Origin of the sequence: Pseudomonas sp. NFACC14 (assembly GCF_900106885.1) — a bacterium.
Taxonomy (GTDB): Bacteria; Pseudomonadota; Gammaproteobacteria; order Pseudomonadales; family Pseudomonadaceae; genus Aquipseudomonas; species Aquipseudomonas fluorescens_AA.
In genome coordinates this window covers 82,452-105,458 of sequence record NZ_FNOA01000012.1, presented here as the reverse complement: position 1 = coordinate 105,458, position 23,007 = coordinate 82,452, and the positions used below count along the sequence as shown (strand labels likewise).

20 protein-coding genes are annotated in these 23,007 nt (G+C 58.5%); 10 read left to right on the top strand and 10 right to left on the bottom strand.

Annotation, left to right across the window (positions count from 1 at the left end):
* Nucleotides 1–40: 40 nt before the first annotated feature.
* The 4 genes from BLU85_RS18640 to BLU85_RS31430 all read right to left on the bottom strand — a co-directional run bounded on the left by BLU85_RS18640 (nucleotide 41) and on the right by BLU85_RS31430 (nucleotide 4,193).
* Nucleotides 41–2,413 (bottom strand): TonB-dependent siderophore receptor, encoded by a 2,373-nt coding sequence (locus BLU85_RS18640; protein WP_092202051.1) that lies wholly within the window; start codon nucleotides 2,411–2,413, stop codon nucleotides 41–43.
* Between the two features lie 123 nt (nucleotides 2,414–2,536).
* Complete coding sequence (locus BLU85_RS18635; RefSeq protein WP_092202053.1) at nucleotides 2,537–3,520, bottom strand: DUF4880 domain-containing protein; 984 nt, start codon at nucleotides 3,518–3,520, stop codon at nucleotides 2,537–2,539.
* Entirely contained in the window at nucleotides 3,507–4,022 is a 516-nt protein-coding gene (locus tag BLU85_RS18630) for a sigma-70 family RNA polymerase sigma factor (protein WP_092202167.1), read from the bottom strand. Before BLU85_RS18630 ends, BLU85_RS18635 begins: the two co-directional genes overlap by 14 nt.
* A gap of 45 nt (nucleotides 4,023–4,067) precedes the next feature.
* Nucleotides 4,068–4,193: a hypothetical protein gene (locus BLU85_RS31430; protein WP_256326610.1), complete on the bottom strand. Its 126-nt coding sequence runs from the start codon at nucleotides 4,191–4,193 to the stop codon at nucleotides 4,068–4,070.
* A 28-nt stretch (nucleotides 4,194–4,221) separates the two neighbouring features.
* On the opposite strand from BLU85_RS31430, the gene BLU85_RS18625 reads away from it, so the two are divergent.
* Nucleotides 4,222–5,055 carry an oxidoreductase gene (locus tag BLU85_RS18625; RefSeq protein ID WP_092202055.1) on the top strand — a complete coding sequence of 278 codons (834 nt, stop codon included), beginning with the start codon at nucleotides 4,222–4,224 and terminating at the stop codon, nucleotides 5,053–5,055.
* A 24-nt stretch (nucleotides 5,056–5,079) separates the two neighbouring features.
* Entirely contained in the window at nucleotides 5,080–6,018 is a 939-nt protein-coding gene (locus tag BLU85_RS18620) for an AraC family transcriptional regulator (RefSeq protein WP_092202057.1), read from the top strand.
* A gap of 30 nt (nucleotides 6,019–6,048) precedes the next feature.
* On the opposite strand, the gene BLU85_RS18615 is transcribed toward BLU85_RS18620, so the two are convergent.
* Nucleotides 6,049–7,077, bottom strand: coding sequence for a GlxA family transcriptional regulator (locus BLU85_RS18615; RefSeq protein WP_256572862.1), 1,029 nt, complete (start codon nucleotides 7,075–7,077; stop codon nucleotides 6,049–6,051).
* Between the two features lie 158 nt (nucleotides 7,078–7,235).
* Here BLU85_RS18615 and BLU85_RS18610 point away from each other — a divergent pair, with 158 nt between their 5' ends.
* From BLU85_RS18610 to BLU85_RS18580, 7 genes are all read left to right on the top strand, one after another.
* The gene (locus BLU85_RS18610) at nucleotides 7,236–8,105 is read left to right on the top strand and encodes a substrate-binding periplasmic protein (RefSeq protein ID WP_063323026.1); all 870 of its coding nucleotides are present in this window, start codon (nucleotides 7,236–7,238) and stop codon (nucleotides 8,103–8,105) included.
* 79 nt (nucleotides 8,106–8,184) lie between these two features.
* Nucleotides 8,185–8,973: an amino acid ABC transporter ATP-binding protein gene (locus tag BLU85_RS18605; protein WP_092202061.1), complete on the top strand. Its 789-nt coding sequence runs from the start codon at nucleotides 8,185–8,187 to the stop codon at nucleotides 8,971–8,973.
* Nucleotides 8,973–9,629 (top strand): amino acid ABC transporter permease, encoded by a 657-nt coding sequence (locus BLU85_RS18600; RefSeq protein WP_092202063.1) that lies wholly within the window; start codon nucleotides 8,973–8,975, stop codon nucleotides 9,627–9,629. The genes BLU85_RS18605 and BLU85_RS18600 overlap by 1 nt, the downstream gene beginning before the upstream one ends.
* Complete coding sequence (locus BLU85_RS18595) at nucleotides 9,626–10,309, top strand: amino acid ABC transporter permease (protein WP_072340983.1); 684 nt, start codon at nucleotides 9,626–9,628, stop codon at nucleotides 10,307–10,309. The genes BLU85_RS18600 and BLU85_RS18595 overlap by 4 nt, the downstream gene beginning before the upstream one ends.
* Before the next feature lie 4 nt (nucleotides 10,310–10,313).
* Nucleotides 10,314–11,741 (top strand): amidase, encoded by a 1,428-nt coding sequence (locus tag BLU85_RS18590; RefSeq protein ID WP_092202065.1) that lies wholly within the window; start codon nucleotides 10,314–10,316, stop codon nucleotides 11,739–11,741.
* The gene (locus BLU85_RS18585; RefSeq protein ID WP_092202067.1) at nucleotides 11,741–12,973 is read left to right on the top strand and encodes a D-amino acid dehydrogenase; all 1,233 of its coding nucleotides are present in this window, start codon (nucleotides 11,741–11,743) and stop codon (nucleotides 12,971–12,973) included. The genes BLU85_RS18590 and BLU85_RS18585 overlap by 1 nt, the downstream gene beginning before the upstream one ends.
* Before the next feature lie 26 nt (nucleotides 12,974–12,999).
* The gene (locus BLU85_RS18580) at nucleotides 13,000–13,416 is read left to right on the top strand and encodes a RidA family protein (RefSeq protein WP_092202069.1); all 417 of its coding nucleotides are present in this window, start codon (nucleotides 13,000–13,002) and stop codon (nucleotides 13,414–13,416) included.
* A 365-nt stretch (nucleotides 13,417–13,781) separates the two neighbouring features.
* On the opposite strand, the gene BLU85_RS18575 is transcribed toward BLU85_RS18580, so the two are convergent.
* The gene (locus tag BLU85_RS18575) at nucleotides 13,782–14,801 is read right to left on the bottom strand and encodes a phospholipase D family protein (protein WP_092202070.1); all 1,020 of its coding nucleotides are present in this window, start codon (nucleotides 14,799–14,801) and stop codon (nucleotides 13,782–13,784) included.
* A gap of 739 nt (nucleotides 14,802–15,540) precedes the next feature.
* Here BLU85_RS18575 and BLU85_RS18570 point away from each other — a divergent pair.
* Nucleotides 15,541–18,732, top strand: a complete 3,192-nt coding sequence (locus BLU85_RS18570; protein ID WP_092202072.1) for a glycosyltransferase — start codon at nucleotides 15,541–15,543, stop codon at nucleotides 18,730–18,732.
* Nucleotides 18,733–18,849: 117 nt separating this feature from the next.
* On the opposite strand, the gene BLU85_RS18565 is transcribed toward BLU85_RS18570, so the two are convergent.
* Genes BLU85_RS18565 through BLU85_RS18550 form a run of 4 tightly spaced genes read right to left on the bottom strand, consistent with a single transcriptional unit; the run spans nucleotide 18,850 to nucleotide 21,856 of the window.
* Complete coding sequence (locus tag BLU85_RS18565; RefSeq protein ID WP_092202074.1) at nucleotides 18,850–19,158, bottom strand: hypothetical protein; 309 nt, start codon at nucleotides 19,156–19,158, stop codon at nucleotides 18,850–18,852.
* On the bottom strand, nucleotides 19,155–20,135 hold the full coding sequence (locus BLU85_RS18560; RefSeq protein ID WP_092202076.1) for an integrase domain-containing protein: 981 nt from the start codon (nucleotides 20,133–20,135) through the stop codon (nucleotides 19,155–19,157). Before BLU85_RS18560 ends, BLU85_RS18565 begins: the two co-directional genes overlap by 4 nt.
* The gene (locus BLU85_RS18555; RefSeq protein ID WP_046031902.1) at nucleotides 20,113–20,472 is read right to left on the bottom strand and encodes a hypothetical protein; all 360 of its coding nucleotides are present in this window, start codon (nucleotides 20,470–20,472) and stop codon (nucleotides 20,113–20,115) included. The genes BLU85_RS18560 and BLU85_RS18555 overlap by 23 nt, the downstream gene beginning before the upstream one ends.
* Nucleotides 20,456–21,856 (bottom strand): YfjI family protein, encoded by a 1,401-nt coding sequence (locus BLU85_RS18550; protein WP_092202078.1) that lies wholly within the window; start codon nucleotides 21,854–21,856, stop codon nucleotides 20,456–20,458. The genes BLU85_RS18555 and BLU85_RS18550 overlap by 17 nt, the downstream gene beginning before the upstream one ends.
* Nucleotides 21,857–23,007: the final 1,151 nt, after the last annotated feature.

The window sequence follows — 23,007 nt, the reverse complement described above, 5'->3', positions numbered from 1 at the left end:
AGCCGCATCAAGCCGAGCCCCATCATGAACGGCCAACTCTTTACCAGTTGTAACTCAACTTAGCGGTGACTTCTCGACCCGGGTTGTAGTAGTTCGCGGTCCCCGAACCAACCACATGTTGCTCATCCAGAAGGTTGCTGACGTTGATCGCCAGGTCAGTGCCTTTGAAGAGTTTGTAGTTGAAGGCCGCATCGAAGAGCGTCGTGCCATCGCTGGTGCCGGTGTTGGCTGCGTCGAAGTAATAGGAGCCCACATAACGTGCACCCAGGCCAACGCTGACCTCGGTGTCGGGGATGTTGTAATAGCTCCACAGCGACGCAGAGTGTTTTGGCGCCGTGGCGAACTCATTTCCTTTGAGTGAGCTGCCGTCGTACAACGTACCGCGCAACACTTCGGACTCCATATAGGAGTAGCCACCCACCAGGCTCAGGTTCGGGGTCAGCTCAGCCTTGGCTTCCAGGTCCAGGCCGCGTACCCGTGATTCGCCAACGGTTTGCTGCTCGATGACACCGCTGGGCAGTACGACGGCGATGCTGACGTTTTCCTGGGTCAGGTCGTAGACCGCCGCCGAGAACAGCGCGTCCATACCGACGGGGGCATATTTCACGCCCACTTCATATTGCCTGCCTGTCTTGGGGACAACGCCGACGGTGGGTGGCGAGACCGACTCGACCATGCTGACGTAGGTGGAGACTTCGCCGTTGACGATATAGGTCAGTGCGCCGCGATAGGAGGTTTCGGAGAAGTTATCCGACTCTTTTACGTTGTTGATGTCAGTATTGGACAGATCCAGCGAGTCGTTGCGCACACCGGCGGTGACGATAAAGCGCTCATAGAAGGACAGGTTCTGCTGTAGGAACACGGCCTTGGTTTTCGTGTCGAGCTTGTCGTTGCTATACGGCGCTACGCCGCTGGGCACACCCGTGAACACCGGGTTGGCCAGGTCGATGGAGCCTGTCGTGGCATAGACGGAGCGTTCCTCGGTGGAAGAATCACCATACTCCACGCCCACCAACGTACTGCTGTCGATGTTTTCGAAGCGGGCATCGTATTGCAGCATCAAGTTGCCGTTCAGTTGCTCGGCGTCGCTGTCAGTGCCGAAGATATAACGCGGGACGGTAGTGCCGGTGCGGGTAGGGGAGTCGCTGAGGAACACATAGCCGAAATCATCGGTCAGTTTGCTGTAGCGCAGGTTGCTGCGCAGCACGAAGCCATTGTCGAAATCATGGCTGAAGGTGCCGCTGATGTTGGTACGTTCGACATCGTGGAAGTTGTAGCTGGGCTCGCCGTAGAACTTGTCACGGTCGTATTCCTTGTCCAGCGGGTAACCGCCGCTGTTGGGCGAGCTTTGGGTTTTCAGGTAATCCACGATCACCGAGGCCGAGGTGAAGTCCGTGGGTGACCAGGTCAGGCCGCCCATCAGGAACTTGTTGTCATCCCGTGAATGCTCGTACTCGCGATCGCTGTCTTGCATCTTTGCCGTGAAGCGACCGGCCACGGTTTTGTCCTCGTTCAACGAGTCGCCGACATCGATGCCGGTTTCGACATGGTCGAAAGAACCGTAGGTGACGTAGCCCTGGCCGAACTTGTCGAAGCGCGGCTTCTTGCTGACAAAGTTCACCGAGCCGCCCGGGTCGGCCGGGCCGAACAGCGTCGAGTTGGCTCCGCGTATTACTTCAACGCGCTCATAGGCGAAAGGCTCTTCGCGCACACCGCGCATCGAACCCAGGGTCAGGCCGTCCCGATAGGTCGTGGCCTGGAAGCCGCGGATCTGGAAGTAATCGTTGCGGTCGTCAGTGCCGTAATAGTCGGTAATGACCCCTGGCGTGTATTGCAGCAGTTCTTCGGTCGTGCTCACGCTGCGTTGCTTCATTTCCTTGTCGGTCACCACGGACACCGAGGCGGGCGTGTTGAGGATGCTGGTGGCCACCTTGCCGCCGACCCAGAGCTCCTGGGCGACCACCGAGTTGGGGTCTTCGGTGCCATCGGCCCTGGCCTTGGCGTTGACGAGGATAGGCGCGAGGCGATACTCCTCGAGGTCGGCATCCGCCTTGGGTTGCGGCGTCAGCAAGTAAGCGTTCGGGCCTTGCTGCTGTATCGCCATGTCGCTCCCCTGCAACAACGACGACAGGGCTTCGGATGTATCGAGTGTGCCGCTCACGCCCCGGGTATTGCGGTTCGCCACGCTTGAAGCATCGAAGGAAAGGCTGATTCCCGCCTCGCGGGCAAAGCGGTCAAGCGCCGGTGCCAGGGGACCGGCAGGAATGTTCCACTGGTGCACCGGGTGGGTCTGCTCAACGGTCGAGGGCTGCGCCAGGGTGGGTAGCGCGTAGCTGCTGACGATGACGCCGAAGATCGCACCGTGGATGGCACGATTCAGTCGATGACGCTGGGGAACCGGGGACGCACTCATTAACTCGCTCCGTGGAAAGGGGATCGGCAGATCGGCCTGTAGGTCGGCCTTTTCTTACATGCCGAACGAGAATGAGAAATCACCTCATTTTTATTTGAGATTGATGTATGGCGAGGAAAACTGTTAGCTCGCGGCGTTCAACGTCACCCAATATTGGGTCCGATAATCGATCCGCAGGTGCAGTGACTGCGCAACCAATGCCAGTACCTGGTCGGTGTCGGCGAGCTGAAAGGTGCCGGAAACCCGCAGGCCCGAGACCTCTTCGGCGCAGCGCAACAGGCCCGGGCGATAGCGCGACAAGGCCCCGATGAAATCACCGAGGCGCATATTGCGTGCGCTGATCACCCCGTCGCTCCAGCTCCATACATCCAGGCCGTTATCCTTGAACTCACGAACGCCATTTGAGGTGAACAGCCGCTGATTGCCGGCCTGGACGGTGTCGTTGACCGCAAGGGTTTGACTGGACCCAGGAAACACCGTGACGGCGCCGCCCTGCACCGCGATGAGCGTCCCGTCGTCCCGCTCGTATGCCAGGAACCGGGCATTCAGGGTGCGTATGAGGCCGTCGCGCGTTTGTACCCAGAACGGACGCGGTTGAGCCGAGCCCGCGTCCGGGCCGGTATTGACGATGATTTCGCCGCGTCGCAGAACGATCAGGCGCCGCTGAGCATTGAAATAGCTGTCGACCGCACTGTCGCTGTTGAGCTGGACAAGGCTGCCATCATCGAGTTGGAAGCGCTTCTGTTCGCCGGTCTTGCTGTGCTGCTGGGCAAGCATGGACGGTAGCGGCGTGTAGTCGCGGCCCAGCCAGGCCGCGCCACCCAAGGTGGCCAATGCCCCCAGTAGCTTGAGGCTTTGGCGCCGATGCAGGCCTGAGCGGGCACCCTTGAGGGTGTGCCGGGCCAAATCAGGTGGCACGCCCGCGAAGTCATCGCCAAGCGCTTCCACGCGCTGCCACGCTAACCGATGTTCCGGACGCTGCTGCAGCCAGTGCTCGAAACTGCGCTGGGTTTGCTCATCGGCAGGGTTGAAGCGCAGGCGCACCAGCCAGTGGATCGCCTGGTCGACCACCGCCGGATCCAGCGCTTGCGCTTCACTGTTCGGCATAACGCAAGCGATAGCAGTGTTGCAGGGCCTTGGCCAGGTCGCGCTCCACCGTGGAGCGGGAAACACCCAGTTTTTCGGCTATTTGCAGGCAGGTCAGGCCGTCGAGCTGGGCGAGTAGAAAAGCCTCGCGAACCCTCGGTTTGAGCAGGTCCAGCAGGCGGTCTATGCGCTCGAGGCTATCAAGAATCAGCAACCGCTCTTCTTCAGAGGGAGCCGCTTGTGAAGGAAGCAGCGCGAGGCTCTCGAAGTAGGCGCGTTCGAGCTCGCGGCGGCGATACCGATCGATCATCAGCCCACGGGCGATGCTGCTCAGATAAGCCCGGGGTTCGCGCAAGGGGCTCAATTGACGCGACTTGAGCAGACGGACAAACGTGTCCTGCGCCAGGTCCGCCGCGCTTTCACGACAGCCGATGCGCCGGCTCAGCCAGCTGTGCAACCAGGAATGGTGGCTGCGATAGAGCAGGGTGAGGTCGGCATTGCCCAGTGTGTCGTTGCTGCGCATCAGCATCCCGGAAACATACATAATTGATAATGAATCGCATTATATTCAGGCCCGGGACCCCAGGGCAAATTTGCCGACCCTGGTGTTCGCCACGGTGTTCTTTGCCTGATAGGAATAGGCAAGGCTGCGAGGCAAACCGGCATAGGTGGCCCGCAGGCCGGTGGCTACCATGGCGCACACCTACCGACAGGAGTTCGCCATGCACCGCATAAAAACCCTCTTCATCACCGGCGTGAGCAGTGGTTTCGGCAACGCCCTGGCCAAAGAAGCGCTGGCGGCCGGCCACCGGGTCATCGGCACCGTGCGCAGCGAGGCGGCCTTGCAGGCCTTCGAGCAATTGTCTGCCGACCGGGCCCACGGTGTTCTTTTGGATGTCACCGACTTCGCCCGAATCGACAGCGTTGTCGCCGCCACAGAAGCCGCCCACGGCCCGGTCGACGTGCTGGTCAACAATGCCGGCTACGGCCACGAGGGCATTTTCGAAGAATCGCCGCTGGAAGAGCTGCGTCGCCAGTTCGATGTCAACGTGTTTGGCGCGGTGGCGGTGACCAAGGCCTTCGTGCCCTATTTCCGCCAGCGCCGCGCCGGGCATATCCTCAACATCACGTCGATGGGGGGCACCATCACGATGCTGGGCATTGCGTACTACTGCGGGAGCAAGTTCGCCCTGGAAGGAATCTCCGATACCCTGAGCAAGGAGTTGCAACCGTTCAACATTTTCGTGACAGCCGTCGCGCCCGGTTCGTTTCGAACGGACTGGGCCGGTCGCTCGATGCAACGCACCCCGCGAAGCATTGCCGACTACGACGCCAGTTTCGACCCGGTTCGCCAGGCGCGCCAGGAAAAAAGCGGCAAGCAACTCGGCGACCCGCACAAGGCGGCGCGGGCGATGTTGCAGGTGATCGCCAGCCCGACGCCACCCGCCCATCTGTTGCTGGGCAGCGATGCATTGAGCCTGGTGCGCGATAAGCTCAGTCGGGCCGCCAGTGAGATCGATCAATGGGAAGTGCTGACCCGTTCGACCGACGGCTGAGCGAACCGCAGAAAGGAGAATTGGATGACCCAGGCTGATCCGCATACCGCACGCATGGTGGCGTTGATGGAGCGGCTGGCGCCGGTGGAAGGCTACAACCTCAGCGCCCTGGAGGACGTACGTTTCCTGCGCTCGAACCGGCCATTGAGCCGCACGCCGGTCCTGTATGACCCCGGTATCGTGATCCTGTGCCAGGGACGCAAGCGCGGCTACCTGGGGAATGACCTCTACGTCTACGATGCCCGGCATTACCTGGTGGTGTCCGTTCCCGTGCCATTCACCATGGAAACCGACGCCAGCGAAGCGGAGCCCATGCTGGCGGTGTATATGCGCCTGGACCTGCAGCTGGCAAGCGAGTTGATACTGCAGGTCGACGAGGCGCTCGGCCCGAGCGATGCCCCGCCCAAGGGCATGTACGCCTCGCCCATGGATGATGGGTTGTACACTTCGACGCTGCGCTTTCTGGAAGCCATGAGCACGCCGGGTGACGCGGCCATTCTCGGACCGTCGCTGGTGCGGGAAATCTACTACCGCATCCTCACCGGCGAGCAGGGCGGCTCGATGCGCGCGGCGCTGGGTCGCCAGGGCCACTTCGGCCAGATCACCCGCGCGATCCGCAAGATTCATAGCAGCTATCAGGAGCGCCTGGATGTCGAGGCGCTCGCCCGCGAAGCCAACATGAGCGTGCCCAGCTTCCACGTGCACTTTCGCAGCGTGACGGACGCCTCGCCCATGCAATACCTGAAGTCGACGCGCCTGCACCAGGCGCGACTGTTGATGCTGCGCAACGCCATGAACGCCTCGACGGCGGCGTTCAGCGTGGGCTACGAAAGCGCCTCGCAATTTGGCCGCGAGTTCAAGCGCCTGTTTGGGCGAACGCCCCAGGCTGAGGTGGAGTGGATGAAGGCGACCTATGCATTGCCGGCGCCTGCCACGCCATCCATTTATGTGTCGTCGCATTAGCGCTGACGACACGGTTGAAGCCGTGCGGCGTTACTTCCCTTCTTGTTGCATCAAGGCTTTGCGCAACTTTCCCGGGGAGAGGCCAAACATGCTCTGGAAGTGCCGAATAAAATGCGGTGCATCCGCGAAGCCACATTCAAAGGCGATCTCGCCAATCTGGCGATCGGAACTCACCAGCAGCCATCTGCCGAACCTGAGTCGGACCTGGCGGTAGAACTGGGCTGGGCTGCTGTTGGTTTCAGCGACGAACAGGCGTTCCAGCTGTCGTTTGCTGGTGCCGAGCAGATGCGCAATGGCCTCGATATCGAGGGGGTGGGCCATGTGTTTTTCCATCAACATCACGGCTTCATGCAGCCGACGATTGGATGAACTGGCGTATCCGAGAGCCTTGCGTCGGTCGACGAAACTGTTGGACGTGTTCTTTGCCACCGTCATCTGATGCACAACCTTGCCGGCACGATCCGGCCCGCAATGCATGCCGATCAGATGAAGCGCTAACTCGATAACTGAAACACCGCCAGCACAGGTAATCCGATCCCGGTCGATCAGAAAGTCTCTGTTGATGACAAAGCGCAACGTGGGAAACCGGTGCTTCCAGTCGTCGCCATGATAGGCGTGGACACACGCCGTTCGCCCCTTCATCAGGCCATGTCGCGCGAGCACGAAGCTGCCGGTGCACAGGCCGATCAACGGCACTTGTGCGGCGGCGGCCTGGTGGAGGAACGCGGGATAGGTTTTCGGCACCGCCTCGATGAAATCGAGCAATCCGCCAATCACCACGATGTAGTCGAAATGTTCCGGGTCAGTGAGTTCACTGTCGATCGGTACGTCCAGGCCGCTACTGGAAATGACTCTTTGCCCGGGCGTGCCGAGTACTTTCCATTGGCAGCGTATGGGGCGGCTTTGATCACCCGTATCGGCGGCATGCCGCAACGCATCGGTCAGCCCCGACAGTGACAGCAAAGGGAAGCGTGGCCACAACATGATGCCAATAGACAACTCGGCGGTGCCGCGGCGCATGGGGGGATGACGCGCCTGCCCATGATCGAGCCCGTCCACGAGGCTTTCCTGGGGGGCTACAGGCTCTGTGCCGCCAGAATGTCGCAAATGTTCAATCATTCGTGCAAAGCATCCAACTGGTTATACCGCCGCTCCCACTACGATGGGCCAATGCGAAACGTTCCGCTGCCACCCTGAAAACTATCGAGGAGCATCCGATGAAGACGTCCAAAGTTAAGCGTTTTTCCGGTATTTGTGCCGGATTCCTGGTGTCCGTGTTGGCTGCGGCACCGGTGTTCGCATTGGAGACAGTAGAGCCGGGAAGCCTGACCATCGCCTTCAGTGGTGATATGCCAGGAACAGGGTATCAAGATAGTCGGATGGTCGGCTATGACGGTGAAATCCTTCAACAAATTTCTGAAAAACTGGGCCTTAAGGTCAAACCGGCATTAATGGAGTGGTCTGGGACGATCGCATCGGTGCAGTCCAAGCGAGTGGATGTCATGGCAGGCACCATGGGCTGGACCGAGCAACGCTCGAAAATCATGACCTTGAGCGATCCTATTCACTACTTCAAGAACGGTATTACCCAGACAGACAAGACCAACTGGAACAGCCTCAAGGATTTGCAAGGCAAGAAAGTCGGCACCATCACTGGCTTTTCGTTCATCCCTGAGATGCGCAAGATCGATGGCCTGCAAGTCGCTCTTTATGACACATCCGATGCGGCCGTTCGCGATCTGCTCGCCGGACGCATCGATGCGGTGATCGGCGATCCACCGGTCATGCAATACGCCATTTCCCGCAATGAGCAATGGCACCTGCATTTCAACGCCTTTGTCGACAACGATCCGAATTTCCCACTGCTGACTGGCTTGGGCCAGGTGGTGTTCGGCTTCAACAAGGCCAGCCCGGAACTGGTGACGGCGGTCAACGCACAGATTCAGACGCTCTGGAAAAACTGTGAGATGCGCAAGATCGGCGCTCGCTACGGCCTGACTCAGGATGTCTGGTTCATGCCCGAAGGCAAGGACCTGCGCCTGGGCGTCGATCGTCCAGCGGACTGGACACTGCCTGGCTGCAAATAAGTGTGTGAGGCGATGGGGTAGGTTCATGCCAGAGGCACTGCCTCATCGCCATGCCTATAACAAAAAGAGGTTAGCCAAGATGTCGAGCCCGTCTGACACCGCGTTGCTGCGCGTGCATGAATTACACAAGAACTATGGCGATCTGGAAGTGCTCAAGGGCATCAGCCTGGAGTTGAAGCCCGGTGAGACCCTGTCGCTGATCGGCCCAAGCGGTTCTGGAAAATCCACCTGCCTGCGCTGCATCAATTACCTGGAAAAACCCACCAGTGGCGAGATCTGGTTGGGAGACGAGTTGATCGGTCAGCGCAGGGATGGCCAGCGTTCGAGGCTGATGAGCGACCGGGAAATGGCGCCGCAGCGCCGCGAGATCGCCATGGTGTTCCAGTTGTTCTATCTCTGGCCGCACTTGAGTGTGCGCGACAACGTTGCGCTCGGCCCCATCAAGGCCCAGGGGATGCCGCGCAAGCAGGCGTATGAGTTGGCCGACGCGATGCTGGAAAAAGTCCATCTGCGGCACAAGGCCGAGTCTTATCCCGAGCAATTGTCGGGTGGTCAGCAACAGCGGGTCGCCATCGCCCGCGCCTTGGCCCAGCAACCGAAAGTGATTCTGTTCGACGAACCGACCTCGGCGTTGGATCCCGAGTTGGTTGGCGAAGTGTTGGCCGTGATTCGCGAGCTGGCGGAAGAGGGCCGCAGCATGATCATGGTCACCCATGAAGTGAGGTTTGCCCGCGATGTGGCGGATCGGGTGATCTTCATGGACGGCGGGCGCATTGTCGAACAGGGGCCATCGAGGCAAGTGATCGATAACCCTTGTCACGAACGTACCCGCAGTTTTCTTGGACGCATGGCTGTGGAGAGCGCTTGATGGCGAACCTGGAAGCTTTCCTCGGGCTGTTGCCCTTGCTCCTCAAAGGCGCAATGAGCGCATTGGAAATCGCCCTCTGCACCTTAGTGCTGGCGAGCGTGGGCGGTCTGGTGCTGGCAGTTTTACTGACGTTCAGCCGATCGCGACTGGTACACGGCGCCATCGCCTGTTTCATCGAATGGATGCGCAATGTGCCGGCGCTGGCGCACCTGTTTCTGATCTACTTTGGGCTGTCCTATCTGGGAATCAATCTGCCCGCGTGGCTGGCGGCCATCGTCGGTTTGAGCCTGGTAGGCAGCGCAGTGCTGGCCGATACTTTCCGAGCCGGCTTGCAGTCGCTGCACGTTGGCCAGCATGAAGCCGGGCAGGCCATCGGCCTGCACCGTATGCAGATTCTGCGCTACATCCTCTTGCCCCAGGCTTTGCGCGTTGCGTTGCCGGCTTATGCCAACTATGTCACGCAACTGATCAAGGACACGTCCATCGCCTCGGCCATCGCCGTGCCGGAGATCATGTTCCTGGCACGCAATCTTGTTACCTCCACCTTCCAGACCTCGCTGATTTATCTGGCGGTGATGTGCATCTATGCGGCGATGATCCTGCCCATTGGCGTGGGGTTCATCCGACTTGAACGTCATCTGGGGGCGGCGCGATGATCAGTTTTTTCCAGCAATACCCGGAGTACTGGAGCGACTGGAGTGCTCGCCTGCTACTCGGCGCACGGGTCAGCGCCGAGCTGTCCCTGACAGGCTTCGCCCTGGCGGCTATGTTGGGTGCGTTACTGGCCTGGGCGATGAAGAGTCCCAGCGTATTGCTCAAGCGTCTGGCGGTGTTCTTCATTCAGGGGATGCGTGCGGTGCCGCTCCTGGCGTTGCTGCTGGCGCTGTATTTCACCCTGCCGAGCCTCGGGCTGACGTTGTCGGGTTATTGGGCCGGGGCCATCGGCCTGGGCTTGCAGGGCTCGGCCTACGTCGCGGAAATCCTGCGCGGCGGACTGGACTCCTTGCATCGCGGCCAACGTGAGGCGGCCATCGCCACCGGCCTGACGCCCTTGCAAGCCTTCACCGCCGTGATCTTTCCGCAAGCCATTCGCGGCATGTTGCCGCCGTTGCTCAATGCCTACGTGTCGATTCTGAAGGACAGCTCCCTGTGCGCCTTGATCGCCACCGATGAGTTGATGCTGGCGGCCCGGGCCATTGCGTCCGAATCCTTTTTGCCGATGCATATTTTCCTGCTGGTGGGGTTGTTCTATTTCGTCATCGCTTTCCCTCTTTCTCTGTTGTCGCGAGCGCTGGAAGCACGATTTTCTCGCGGGCGCAAAACCATTCGAGGTTGAACACATGAACATCATGGATCGAACCGCTTCTCAGAGCATTGGCCAGTTGCGGCGAGCGCTGGAGTCCGGAACGCTCACGAGCGAGTCCCTGGTTGGCGCGCAACTGGAGCGGATCGAGCGCTTCAACGGTCAACTCAATGCGTATGTCGAGGCCTATCCCCAGCGCGCGCTCGGTGCCGCCATCGCCGCCGATCGGCAGCGGGCTGCGGGTGTGAACCTGGGGCCGTTGCACGGCATTCCAATTGCGATCAAGGATTTGTTCGAAATCGACGGCAAGGTCATAACCGGTGGTTCGCTGGCACAGACGCCGCGTATTTCTCGGCTCACCGCCACGGCAGTCCAGCGGCTGGAGCGCGCCGGGGCGATCATCATGGGCAAGACCCACACCGTCGAATTCGCTTTCGGAGGGTGGGGCACAAATGCCGTGATGGGCACGCCGTGGAACCCGTGGGACCATGAAGTGCATCGTGCGCCAGGGGGGTCCAGCAGTGGTTCAGCGGTGGCCGTGGCCGGCGGGTTGGCAAGCGCGGCGTTGGGCACCGACACCGGCGGCTCGGTGCGGATTCCCGCAGGCATGTGTGGTCTGGTTGGCCTGAAAACCACGCGTGGGTTGGTCAGCCGTCACGGTTTGATTGAATTGTGCCCATCGCTGGATTCGGTGGGGCCCATTACGCACACCGTCGAAGACGCCGCGTGGATGCTTGATGCTCTGCTGGGGCCGGATCCGCTGGACCCGGTCTCGGCCAAGTCGCCAGTGTTCAGCGCCGCAGCAGGTTTGAATCTTCCAGTGGCCGGTCTGCGCGTCTGGGTGCTGCCACAGACCGAGCGCGTGCACATCGCGCCTGGCGTATTGGCAGCGTATGACCAGGGGCTTGAGCAATTGGCCGCACTGGGTATGCATCTGGTCGAGCAGCCGCTACCGACTTCGCTGGAGCAGTGCATGCAGGTTGCCGGTGGCCTTATGAGCGCCGAAGGCTACGCCAGCCTTGGCAGTTTGTTCGAGCGCGACGATCTACGCTTCGATCCTCATGTGCAGCGTCGGGTGCTGAGCGGGCGCGCCATCGACGCGGCGGCTTACATCCATTTGCACAACCAGCGACGTGCTGCCCGTCAAGCCATGGACGAAGCCATGTCCCAGGTCGATGCCTGTGCGTTTCCGACCAATGCCATTGGCAGTGTGCCGTTGAATCAGGTCGATGAGTACGGTACGCCGCTGGCCTTGCTGGGCCGTTTCGCCAACCTGCTCAATCTCTGTTCAGTGGCGCTGCCGGTGGGCTTTGACGAGCAACGCATGCCGGTCTCGATGCAAGTTGTCGGGCGTGCCTTCGCCGAGCCGTTGGTGCTGCGGATCGCCCACGCCTACCAGCAAGTCAGTGATTGGCACCAATTGCGGCCTGAGGGTTGGGACCTGTCGGACAGGGTGGTGGCGTAATGGAAATCTGTGTCGTCGGCGCTGGAATCGTTGGCTTGAGCAGTGCCTGGTTTCTACACAAGGCCGGTCATCACGTCACCGTTATCGATCGTGCGGGGGAGGCCGGCATGGGGGCCAGTGCGGCCAATGGGGCGCAATTGAGCTACAGCTATGTGCAACCGCTGGCTGATCCCTCCCTGTTGCCGGGCATTCCAAAGATGCTGCTGGCGCGCAACGGCCCGCTGAAATTTTCGCCGCAATGGAGCTTGGAGCAATGGCGCTGGTGTGTGGAGTTTCTCGCGGCCTGCCGTACGTCCGTTTCGCGCCAGACGACTGTCGAGTTGCTGGAACTGGCGCAGGAAAGTCGGCTGGCGCTGGACGCCTTCATCAGTCAGGAAAAGGTGCAATGCGATTTCGCCCGTACCGGAAAACTGGTGCTGTACCCCGATGCTGAAAGCCTGCGCAAGGCCGGTGACCAGGTGAAATTCCAGGCCGCCCAAGGCGCCAGGCAACAAAAAATCGTCAGCCCCGCCGAAGCCTTGTCGATCGAGCCTGCACTCGAGGGCTATAAGAACGCGTTTCACGGCGCGATCCATACCGACAGCGAATGCGCGGTCGATGGGCGCAAGCTTTGTCAGGAGCTTGCGAGGTTGTTGAGCGAGCAGGGTGTGCGTTTTCTGTTCGACAGTGAGGTTGCCGCTTTCCGACGTGAACGCGGGCGCATCACCGCGTTGGAGATTCACCACGCCATCGAAGGCCCTGGTCTTTTAGGGACGCAAGCGGTCGTGCTGGCGGCTGGCGCTTACAGTGCGGGGTTGTTATCTGCGTTCGGTGTGCGCATGCCGGTCTACCCGCTCAAGGGATACAGCATTACGTTGCCGATCACTGATTCGATGAATGCACCGACGGTCAGCGTGACGGACATGCGGCGTAAAACAGTGTTCGCCCGGATCGGTGATCGCTTGCGCGTTGCTGGGATGGTCGAGCTGTGTGGGCTGGATGCGTCTATTCCCGTTAAGCGTATCGAGCAACTGAAAGCCTCGACGCAGGCATTGTTCGGTCTGGAATGGAACGCCGATGATTGTCAGCCCTGGACCGGTTGGCGTCCGGCGACCCCCACCGGGCGACCGATTCTGGCAGTCAGTGGTTGTGACAACCTGTACGTCAATTGCGGCCAGGGTGCGCTGGGCATGACCTTGGCATTTGGTAGCGCCCAACGGCTGGTCCGATTGATCGGCGGCACGGCGCTTTAACTTCCTCAATTCATGGAATAAACCCGATGACAACGATTCAACGTTTTCAGAGCAGCGCGCGGATGTCCGGTGTGGTCAGTCACGGCGACCTGCTTTACCTCTCCGGTCAGGTACCCACTGATCTGCAGGTTGGCATCGAAGAGCAGACGCAGCAGGTGCTGGCCAAGATAGAAGCCTTGTTGTCGCTGGCGGGCAGCGATAAGGGCCAGCTTGTGAGCGCACAGATCTGGCTCAAAGACATTGATCGTGATTTCGCGCTGATGAATTCGGTGTGGGACGCCTGGCTGCCAGCTGATAGTGCTCCGGCACGGGCCACTGTTCAGGCTCGTCTGGCGCGGCCGGAGGTGCTGGTGGAGATTATGGTTGTGGCTGTGAAACTTGCTTCGGGGGGTGAAGGCTGGGCTGACGCTTTCTTTCAGGCGCAAAAAAGGCACTTGCGATAATCGCTAAGTGCCTGATTTGTATAGCTTATTTGGAGGGCCGGGGTAATTTGAATCCGTTCAGTAACATATTGATTGATAAGGTTAATATTGGGTTTTATTTTTAGTTGGAATACCAATTGGAATACTGTACTCCACTTGACCACCCACTTGCATTCGATCTGATCAGCACGCTTCGTAACCATGACTGGCAGTGAACTGGCCATAGCTGCCGGTGGCGACAGGCAGAAATCGGCATTCACTGTCGGGTGATGAATGAGGCGTGCGCATGCTCGACACCTGGGAGCAGGAATCGCTGGGAGTGATGGGGGGAGAGTCAGCAGTGACTGAGGCGCAGTTTCGGGATAGCAGAACAACAGTCAGTATCACTAGCCAATCTGGTCTGCCTCCCACTCAATGAAGTTGTCCAAAGGAATGCATCGGGCTGTGCCCGGCTCGGCCCCGAGGTACAACTCATCAACCCAAGGTTTGAGCCGTTTTGCCAAGACTGGGCCGTCTTCCTTCGAGAAGGTCATACCCGACACCCGTTTCAGCTGCCCTGTCATGGTTAACGGCACAGTGCTTGCTCTTTCAGTACTTACGAAGGTCCTGTCGAGCTGAGGGATACGTACCCAAGCACTCACGCTTGTCAGACGCTTGGTGGGACCATAGCGCATAGCAATGATCGGAGCATCAATAGGTAATGGTTCCTCGCTGTCGTCAGGCCAGTCTTCAAAGAAGTCCAGCTTGGTATTCCGCACATTGGGAAGATCTGATCGTCTTGCGTCTTTCTCTGCTTGGACGGCTTCGGCTTTGGCTTGGTCGCTTGCTTTCAGTCGATAGATTGCAATGTATATGTTTCGATTTTTTAAAGTGTTAGAGGGTGCATCTAAGAGCTTGTTGACACTGAACGGGCGGCTTGTACGGTTCTTTACCCACTGAATATGAGCTTTGATCAAACGATCTTCTGATACGGCCGCACCTTGCTGCCACAGGTGCTCAAACCATTCCTGCATCTGTATCAATTGTGATTGCTCGTGGACCAGCATTCCGGCTTCATGCCAACCTGCACATTCCACTCCTTCAAAGCCCAATCCATTCACAGATAGATTGGCAGACCCCACTATTGCGGCAGTTTCACTAATCGCGACCTTTGCATGGAGGTTGTCCAGCGTCAGGATCCGAATGCCGGGCTTTTCCTTGGCTAGCTCGATCAGCTCACGGATGACCTGTGGGTTGGTCCCGCCACTACCAAGGTTGCAAATTATTCGCAAGGACCGGCCCTTCCATGCTTTGGCAATAAGCGTTTGAGCACCTTCGCCCCAGAAAGCAACCGCTATTGATAAATCCCCGCTGCTTTCGATCAGGCTGCGAAACTGTTCTAGGTATTTTTTTGACGACAGGAACATCAGTTGCCCCGGAGAAGATTTAGAACCTACCAGCTTATCTGAAGGTGAGGGAGCTGTGATGATCCGCGATGGAAAGCGATACAGGGTCCCTTCGTCGTGTTCAGGTATGTTCGCTGCCTGGGCGACGACGGCTGGTTGTTACGAGGGTGAAGGCAGCTTAAAAAAAACGCTGGACAGCTCGAACGGTGGTGTTCTCTCAAATGACCGCTTTTGGGCCGTTTTCGGCCTGCCACGACTAACCGGCTTGGGTTGTTTTTTGCCATTGCTGCGGTGTTTTTCGAGCAGGTTCATCCGCAAGAGAATATCCACGCTGAGATAGATGAAGGCGAGCAAGCAAGCCTGGAGGGTTGCCTATCAGCTGCCGTCGTTGGTGACAGGCCGTAGTCGACCTAAGCGGACCTTCGCAGGCTATTAGTCAGCCAAGCTAGGAATGCCTGCCCGATGACATTATGCGAGTCTGCTCTCGCTAATCATCTATCGTTCGCCATGTCGGCGGCTCCCAACAGCGCATTAAGCTGGCTGCAGACGGTGGGAAAGCAGCGCTCATGCGCTGAATGGACTTGCGATGCGGTTGCCTTGCTCTGGTTCTGGACAATCACAGGCTCTCGGTGCTGAAGGGCTGCAATTCGTTGGGGGGATGCATCCGTCCTAACGGCGTAGATCCGAGTGCGAAGCTGTGCGGTCTCCGGTTATGATGTGGCACTTGGACACTGCTACGGAACAAGGATCGGAGTGGTAAATGCATAAGAAGGTTTTCGGGGCGCAGCGACAACAGCTACTTGACTGGCTGGCGACACACTGGCTTAGCGAAGGCCCACCCATATGCTTCATCCAAGGATCTCCAGGAGTCGGGAAGACTGCGCTTGCCGCCGATTTGTGCGAAGTCGCCAAGAGGGAGGGCACATTTTCAACCTGTTTCGAAGAGGTTACGAGTCGGCCCGATCCTTCGCTGACTGATCTCTTCATTGACCTAGCCGCCAACTTAAGCAGTCATTGCCATCTGCCCGATATGGAAGCGGCTCTGCTGACAGGTCGCGAAATGAACCTTCCCCGCGCGCTTGATCGTGCGCTTCGGAATAAGGTGCTCATCGTCATTGATGACATTCAGCGACTTTTCAAGAACGACACCGGAGAGCCAATCGAAGAGGTCGCAGCGGTTTTGTCTTCAATAGGATCTATCCGTGGACACCAAGGCCGGCTGCTGCTGCTGAGTGACCGTTTACTGGAGCAAGGACGCTGGTCGACTGATATACCAATCAAGAAGCTTGACGAACTGGAGGTCGATGACGCCGTCGGACTACTTGAGGATCGCCTGTCGGATGCAAAAATCCCTGATGCCGTCGAAGGCGAACGTAAGACAGACCTCGTCCAAGCGTTAGGAAGAAATCCGAGAGCCATCGAAACATTGGTTTCAACGCTTGCCTTTGAGTCGTTGGATGACGTAATCGGTCGCCACCCTGGATTCTGGTCTGTAGAAGACCGCAGCGTCTCCCGTGGTTTTTTGCTTAAGCTAGAAAAGGATTTACTAGAGCGCTCTATTTTAAGGCTGAGCCCTGAACACTACAGGCGACTGTTGCTGCTCAGTGTGCACAGGAAGAACTTTGAGCAAGCTGTGTTCCAATTGCTGTGCGACGGAAAGCGTGAGGAGAGTAGGCAGTTGGCTCACGCGCTTGTGGCTCACTTCCTCTTGAAGCATGTTGCAGGTTGGTACTCCGTTCAAGCAGTCGTACGGGAAATCGGGCTCGCGCACCTCAAAGATCATGAGTCCGACTTTAAGCAGGCGCACGCGCGAGCAGCCGAGTATTACGTTAGACCTCTAAAATCTCGCGATGTAAGTGGTTTCAATTCTCGCCTTGTTAACTCATTTGCTGAGGCTCGTTATCATCTTTACCACGCAGGCCGGAACGAAGAATTAAGGCAATTGCTTGTCCAAATGATGGATGTTGCCCTCGCGGAAATGTCCAGTTTTTCGCCCGTTCCGGGGCATCCGGATGTTCTAAATGAACGCATCGGAATACTCACTATTTTACTCGAAAATGACGCTCCGGGTGGCTTGCACTATTACATGGCTAGGTGTTTGCGGGCCCGTAATAAAACGGGTGATCTTCAGAGCGCGATCACGCACGCGCGTATATCGACATCTGGTCGCAGGGCTCCCGCAGATAACTGGGTGCTGTTGGCGCAACTTCTAGAGCAAAGTGGCGATAAGCCAAGGGCGATTGATACCATTTACAAAGCTCTGGACTCCGTTCCAATGCAAGACAAAAGATTTTCTCTATATCACTACGGAGGAGCACTTCTCGCGAGCGACAACAGATCATCAGATGCACTGATTTTACTGCAGGAAGGAATACTCAATGTTCCGGCCGAGAAAAATGTTGCGAACCTATACGCAAAAGCTGCTGATCTGTACATGGAACAGGACAGAGCGGAAATGGCGATCGGATTATTGCAAGAAGGCATCCGACGAGTCCCTGCGAAGCACAACTTAATTTGGCTCTACCGAGGGCTGACTCAAGCGTTCCTCAAAGAAGATCGGGTCTCGGATGCCAATGATCTACTGCATCAAGCAATTGCCAATCAAACCTTCGATGGTGTTGATTTGGAGGCGATCTGGGAGCTACAAAAGACTATCCCGACGAATAAGGCGACTCCCCCGCTGGGACGCCAAGCTCAGAGGATTGAACCGATCCTGCATGCGCGGGAGAATGGCTCTGTAAGTTCCGCAACCGAGAAAGAATATTCGAGTAAGCGAATTCTAGTGATGGCGACGGAGTGGACTGCAAAGCAGGGGGGACTTTCAACGTTCAATAGAGAACTCTGCACTTCATTGGCGAATCTAGGGCACGAAGTTATTTGTATCGTACCTGAAGCCCAACCAAGTGAGGTGGAGGCTGCCGGTCGCAAGAGTGTTCGACTTAAGGCGGCATCAAGGGTGACAGGCGCAGATGCTTTCAGTGGTTTGATGCGTAAGCTGCCGTTGGATGATTTTGTTCCTGATGTTGTAGTGGGGCATGGTCGTATCACAGGATATGCGGCTAAGGTTCAGCAGGAAGACTCATTTCCGGACGCTAAGCGAGTACATTTCGTTCATATGGCTCCTGGCGAAATCGAGTGGTACAAGGGGAAGGAGGATGCAGCCCAGACGGCAGAGCAACGTGAAGCAATTGAGCTAAATCTCTGTAAAGGGGCAGACTTAGTTGCGGCCGTTGGACCGCGCCTTCATCTGGAGTGCGGCAATCTGTTAGCCGCCCTCGAACCGTCCCCGAAACTGCACCAATATACCCCAGGCTTACACGATATCGTTTCTAGGAGTCCCCCTCCGGGTATTCTCTGCCTAGTCTTAGGCCGAGCCGAGGATATGGAGCTGAAGGGACTGGACATTGCCGCACTAGCCATGGCCAAACTATTGGATTCAGGGTCCGAGTTCGAGTCCCCGCCTGAGCTCGTTGTCCGGGGCGCTCCCTTGGGGACGGGGACGAGTCTAAGAGATACGCTTCGGAAGCTTGTCTATCCGAGCGATCTCTCCATCCGTGTCAAAGAGTATTCTGCAGACGTCGATGCCATTGAGCAGGATCTACGGCGTGCATCGGTTCTACTCATGCCATCTCGGCGAGAAGGTTTCGGCCTGGTGTCGCTGGAAGCTCTTCAAGTCGGAACGCCAATCCTAGTTAGCAATAAAAGTGGCTTTGCGGAATTTCTCAAGACTAAGATCACGAGCGCAAGTCAATTTCAGCAGTACGTTGTAAGAACGGTGGACGACTGCGAAGAATCTGCCGACGAGTGGTGCAAAGCGCTTGATTTCGTACTCAGAGATCGCAACGCGGCTTTTAAGCGGACAGTCGATCTGCAAAAAATAATGGACGGCCATACTTGGGAGGCCGCATCAGCAGAATTGCTTTCTGCGCTTTTCGCTGGGGCTGGCCTCTGACCCTCACTGGCAAGATTCCTGTTCAGAGCAGATAGCTTTGCTCTGACAACAGTGACCCAAAACGTACTGGGCGAAGGTCCGCTTTGGGCCGCAGACAAGCCGACCGGGCGCAGTGTCTCAAGGCAAAGGCTGATCAGTATTATTCGTTTGGCCCATAGGCAATCTTTGGCTGTTGCCCAATCGCTTCCAGATCAGCAGAGCGGTGAGTCGATAGTAATACCGGGTGGCGTCGGAGTGATCTTTCAGGTGCTGAGTGAGAAACCAGCGCACATGCTTGAGCCGCCAGGTCCAGGGATTGTCTCGCTGCCATCGCTGTTGAATGGTCGCTTGCATGATTCGGGCCTGGCGAAGGTGGCGTCGCTGAGTGGCCTTCGAGCCGGTCAGTACACCGCTCAGGAACAGCGTTATATCAAAGGGCTTGGTCACGCTCGACCTCCAATGTAGGCCGAAACCACATCGATCCGGTTATGCCCGAGCTCAACGCTGATCTGTTGGCGCGCCTGCTGATCAAGGTCGCGGTCAATGCGATAGCAATGGCCGCCGTTGACCGGGGCGGCGTGGCCCGTGAGCTGTTCGTAACGCTCGCAGGCGTAGGCCGCTCGCAGTTCATGGAAACCCTTCAGCCCGTGTTCATGCAGTGTTTCGCGGGCGGGGAGCACGGTCTGTTGCAGGAACGCGGCGTAGCTTTCGTCGCGGGCCAGCAAGTTGCGGCTACGGGGCGGCGATGCATGACAAGCCAACTGTAGCGCCGTCTTCACCTCTTCATTGGCCACGACCCATCGCGGCGCTGATGCACCTGAGCGGCCACCTTTGGTACCGTCCTGGATGTTGATGCGGCCTAAGTGTTCGGCTTCGCGGTGCAGACGTGGCAGGTCAGCCAGGATTGCTTCGCGCAGGCGCATACCGGTTGTTCCGGCCAACAGGACAATCGCGGCCACCCGCTCGTGTTGCTGTTCGCCAAGCGCCTCGAGTACTCGCCGCACCTGTTGGTGGTCTTGGCCATCCGGCGCACGGGTGCGTACGCTCGAGCGCTGTTGTCCCAACGCCTGACTCGGGCTGGCGATCCTCACGTCCTGATCACCGCGCAGCGCCGCGAGGGCTCGATTGACGCTGCTCAGGCGGTTCTGCGCGGTCGCGATGCAGAGTTCACCTTGCTGGATCTGCTGGCGCAGGTAAGCAGCGTAGTCTTGCAGCGTCCGTCGATCGATCTGGCGCGCATCGTTGTAACCGGGACCGTCCTCTGACCGACACCAACGCACGAATGCTTGCCAGCGATCGCTATGAGCTTTGACCGTGGCGAAGTGGCCGCCGCCAAACAAATCCTTTAGCGCTTGTGGGCTGGCGTAGCTCAGCTGGCGGCCATAGCCAAAGTTGCGACCATCACGCCGACCGACCAGGGCCATCGTCTTCACCGTTTTCGTTTGTTTGCAGAAAGAGCAGTAGGGCTTTCCAGTGGGGGCTGAGCCTGGCCAGTTGCTGCCAGTGTGTCGGGCGAATCAGGAGGGAGTTCCCGTGGTGTTGCAGCAGCGCCCCTTCCTCACGCAGTTGCTTTATCAGCAGAGTGATGTGGGCAGGTTCCAGGGGTGGTGTGGCGACTGCGGCGACAGTGGCGACAACCCGCGTCGTTTCTGGCCTGGCGCGTGGCGACAGGGTGGCGACTGAGGCGGCGACACACCGCGATTCTGGCTGCGGTTGATGTTGCGTCTGGTAGCGGCGCACCGCGTCATTGAGGCGAAACATGGCGAACCTCGAAAGTTTTTCCGTCGCGGCTGGTCAGCCAGCGATGAGTGATCAGCACGACCAATAAAGAGGCGGTATGGTCAGCGCTCTTACGGGCAAAACGAGGGCCGTTGCGATTGACGTCGCGAATGGTGAAGTGAGTCCAGCCTTTCTGTACCAGCCAGCGCAGCAGTCGATCCGCCTCTTCGCATCGGCTATTGACCGGCTCCTGTTCGGTCAGGCGCTGGATCTCGGCCAGGTAGTAATCCATCAGCGTGGAGGCGCGCTGTATGTGTGCTTCGTCCAACGCACTGGCCTCTTCCACCATGGCCAGCACACCTGCGATGCGCAGTACATTCGCCGCGGCTTTGCCTGCGACAGGCTGGACGCCGGCTAGCTCACCGAACTCGCCAGACTGGCACTCGATAGTGTCGTGAATATCAATCCAGGCACGCCGGGCACGGGCAGTCAGCTCCAGCGTGGCGGGATTGAGTGAGCCATCCTGGTGAAGCGACCAGGGCTGTTGCAGCAGGGCGGTGATCCGCTGTTGGTAGCGCTGGACCTTGGCATCCCGGCTCAGGTCAATCGCCTTGTAGAGCCGCTGGCCGGCCAGGCGCTCGGGCCAACTGATCAGGCAACGGCCGAGGATGCCTTGGCCATTGATCACCGGGTCTTTGAACAGATGATTGGCCAGGTAGGGTTGCAGCATCAGGTGCAGGCTGAGGCGGCGGTCATAGGCACGCAGGCTTTCTCCGGCCATGGAGCGGGCCCGGTCGATCGGGCTGCCATCCCACAATGTCGACAAGGTGGTGATCGCCTTAAGCAGATTCTCTTTGCTCATGGTGCTGCTGCCCAAGAACTGGCCACCTTCATCATTGAACAAGCCCATGCTGGGCAAGCCATGGCACAAGCTTTTGACCAGGGCCTCAATGGTCGGCTCGGCAATGATCAATCTCGGCGGTACCGGCTCGGATAGTCCACCGCCTTCCGTATCCGAGTGTTTCTTTGAGGTTTTGGGTTTGGCCATGATGCTGCTGGCTGCGCGATAGGCTTTGAGCTTTTCCGCATACAGGGTCCACTGCTGTCGTTCCCAGTCGCGCGCCGCTTTCAGTGCCAGCTGATCCACCGCACTTTTGCGATCACCCGAGGACGCCACCGTCAGTAGGTAGAGGGACAGCGGATAGGTTCGACCGTCGAGTTGGGCATTGGCATGACCCTGGCTCGCCAAGGCCGTGGTAGCCAGCACCGATTGTGCAGCCATGGCGCAGGGCACGCCGATCACTTCGGCCAGTCGTTCGACCGCAGGGCTCAACAGATCCCCGAGTGCTTCGACCGGGTAGGGCAGTGGCACCTGCTGGTATTCCAGCAATGGTTGTGGTGGCTCGAACGCTTCGCGCAGTTGCATCGCTATTCTCCTGAGATTATCGACTTCGTCCTCACTCATCCCGCCACGGTTGTTGAGTGTTATCAGGGCTCAAGGCCCCTGCGACCTGTGAGGTTTGTCCACTAACGTGGGACTGACGGCTCCTTACGGCCGGGAGCTTGGGCATCTCATGATCTGGCCTCCTGAACACTCCGAAGACGTGGGCGGGTGGAGGCTGCGCTGGCTGACGAGACCAATGCCGCGAGATCCAGAGTCGGGTGAAGGCAGTGATGCGATGACCGGGGCATGCCTGACTGTCAGTCAGGTGCAGTCCATTCCTTGGGCTGCGGCACCATCATCGGCATCGCTGTGGCGAGTGAGCATTCGGTGTTTGTCACGCCGATTGTCACGAGGGGGAAAGCCGCAAAGCCCCATGCGAGCGAGGCTGCAGCAATGTGAGATGCGCCCGTCTCTTTAGGGAGCAAAGAGACGGGCAAAAGGTTGGCGCAAGAAATGGCCAAGCGGATAAGTTGCTGCAGAACAGCCAGGAGGGGGCATGAGTTGCCGCAGTGGGCATTCTGGAAGAAGTGGCATCCATCACATCGCTGTGACCGTGCGAGCCGCCGGACGCTAATCGCACTTGGGGAGAACCACCACGATGTGGCGTAGCCTCAAAGGTTCTGGCTACCTGGGTACTGTCGAGGACAGCGCTGGTACGGTTCTGGTTTAGCGCTCGTTCTGCTTGCGGTCAACCGGATTTTGGGGGCGAATCTTGCGCCAATCGGTAGCGCTGGAAGACCTTGGAGACCGGTGGCTTTCCATGGCCGGGTGGTCGTTCGTCGGTTTTTAATGTGAGCCTGCGTCATTGCATGGACTTGACCACCCATTTGCATCGTCACTGACCAGTCAATTGCATTCGTGCTGATCAACCGTTTGCATTCGATTTGACCAGCACACGCCGTAGTGACGACCGGCGGAGAACGGCCAGGAGCTGACACTCACCAAGGCCTGCTTCGAACTCGTGTTACCGGTGTTGGATGCCGTGTGACCAGGCGTAGATCACCCCGGATGCTCGCCTTGCTACACAACAATAGGTGGGCGCAGATGGGCATCGAGGGTCAAGCCGAAGTTGAACTGCCTAGGGGACTACTCTCGAAACAGCCACGGGCTGCCAAAATGCATATCGCGTAGTT